The sequence below is a fragment of the Streptococcus intestinihominis genome (assembly GCF_046824975.1).
In the GTDB taxonomy this organism is placed as follows: Bacteria; Bacillota; Bacilli; order Lactobacillales; family Streptococcaceae; genus Streptococcus.
This window is the reverse complement of sequence record NZ_JBKQBL010000002.1, coordinates 237,285-239,143: the sequence shown is the minus strand read 5'-3', so window position 1 is coordinate 239,143 and position 1,859 is coordinate 237,285. Positions and strand designations below refer to the sequence as shown.

Sequence of the window (1,859 nt, the reverse complement as noted above, 5' to 3'; positions counted from 1 at the left end):
GAGCAGAAATTGGTGACCAAAAACGGGTCATGACCCCACAAGAAGCCCATGCCATCGGATCAGACTACATCGTGGTTGGACGTCCAATCATTCAAGCAGAAAACCCATGGGATGCTTATCATGAAATTAAGAGACAGTGGAATGCGTAAGAGCTACTAAAAGTGGAACTTTTGGTAGCTCTACGGGAAGTCCTATGGGACCTTCCCTAACGCATTCACTAGATCACAGAAGAGAAAAAAATCGTTTCTCTTCTGTGATCGTCGGAATAATTAAGTCCGATAGGGCCTTCGCTAAACTATTCACTAACCTGTACAGTTGTTTAAAAATAAATAATTGATTTAATTCGTATTCGATTAAAATCGTAAAAAGGAGTTATCATGTCATTAGCTAAAGATATTGCCAGCCATCTTCTAAAAATTGAAGCTGTTTATTTGAAACCGGAAGAGCCTTTTACTTGGGCTTCTGGGATTAAGTCCCCTATTTATACGGATAATCGTGTGACCCTCGCTTATCCAGAAACTCGTACCTTGATTGAAAATGGCTTCGTGGACAAAATCAAGGAAGCTTTCCCAGAAGTAGAAGTGATTGCTGGAACGGCAACTGCGGGGATTCCTCATGGTGCCATTATTGCGGACAAGATGAATTTGCCATTTGCCTACATCCGTAGCAAACCAAAAGACCATGGTGCTGGAAACCAAATCGAAGGCCGTGTACCACAAGGTCAAAAGATGGTGGTGGTTGAAGATTTGATTTCTACTGGTGGGTCTGTCTTAGATGCTGTCGCAGCTGCGAAGCGTGAAGGAGCAGATGTCCTTGGTGTGGTGGCTATCTTCACCTACCAATTGGAGAAAGCAGATAAGAAATTTGCGGAAGCTGGCGTTCAACTTGAAACCTTGTCAAACTATACTGAATTGATTCATTTGGCTGAAGAACAGGGTTATATCACTAATGAAGGTTTGGAACTGTTACGCCGTTTCAAAGAAAACCAAGAAACCTGGCAAGACTAAAGAAATAATGGAGGAGGGCCAAAGCTTGGCTCTCCTTTTGTTTTTGTGATGAAAGGAAATTTCATGAAGCTTGAAAGACGGATTCGTCTAAGTTTAGAAGAAAAAAAGCAGTGTGAACAGCTTGTAAGAGCCTGTCACCAAATTGACCATACTTATCGCTTGCCCTATTTGGATAATCTCTATAATGCTGATTTAACGATGCCAGCCTTTATCCTTGCATCGGTGGAGGGACAACTGGTTGGATTTTTGTCCATCTATGCGGATGAACCCAAAGAAGCTGAGGTTCAGCTCTTTGTGACACCTTCTTTTCGTAGACAAGGGATTGCTCGTTCCTTATGGGAAGACTTTATGGACTTGGCCCAAGACTATCAGTTAGAAGACCGACTGTATGTATCAGAGGTTCGGTTTTTGGAGCAACATCCGGAATTATTCAGTCATTTTCATTTTGTGGAGGCAGAGGAGGAAGACCACGAACTGTGGTTGGAGGCCCCTTGTCAGGGCACCAACCTTGAGAAGAGAGAAGGGCTGATGGTATTGGAAGCTGAGGAGTCCATGCTCCAAGAGATCGCGCATTTTCAATCCAAGGCTTTTGATACGGATCTTGACTATGCCCTCAAGTATGCGACCGAGTCTCTCGAGGGGCAGGATACCCGTCTCTTTGTCTTGCGTGACCATGAGCAAGTACTTGCTTCTGTTACGGTGGATTTTTCTCAGGGAACGACCTATTTCTTTGGATTAGCCGTTGACCCAGATCATCTCCGTAAAGGGTACGCACGCTATCTCTTACGAAGTGTGATGAATCAGATGGTTGCAGAAGTGGAGCAGCAATTTCAGATTGTCGTTGAAAAAGAG

3 protein-coding genes are annotated in these 1,859 nt (G+C 43.8%); all 3 read left to right on the top strand.

The annotated features are described in order from the left end of the window. Nucleotides 1-149, top strand: a 149-nt coding sequence (locus tag ACLOR3_RS04515) for an orotidine 5'-phosphate decarboxylase / HUMPS family protein (RefSeq protein ID WP_412037047.1), incomplete at its 5' end; no start/stop codon positions are given. A 228-nt stretch (nucleotides 150-377) separates the two neighbouring features. Beyond that, nucleotides 378-1,007, top strand: coding sequence for an orotate phosphoribosyltransferase (gene pyrE / locus ACLOR3_RS04510; protein ID WP_006596443.1), 630 nt, complete (start codon nucleotides 378-380; stop codon nucleotides 1,005-1,007). A gap of 63 nt (nucleotides 1,008-1,070) precedes the next feature. Next, on the top strand, nucleotides 1,071-1,859 hold a 789-nt coding region (locus ACLOR3_RS04505), incomplete at its 3' end, for a GNAT family N-acetyltransferase (protein WP_412037022.1).

Coding starts and splice junctions, on each gene's coding strand:
- pyrE (WP_006596443.1), top strand. CDS start 378: ATGTCATTAGCTAAAGATATTGCCAGCCATCTTCTAAAAATTGAAGCT.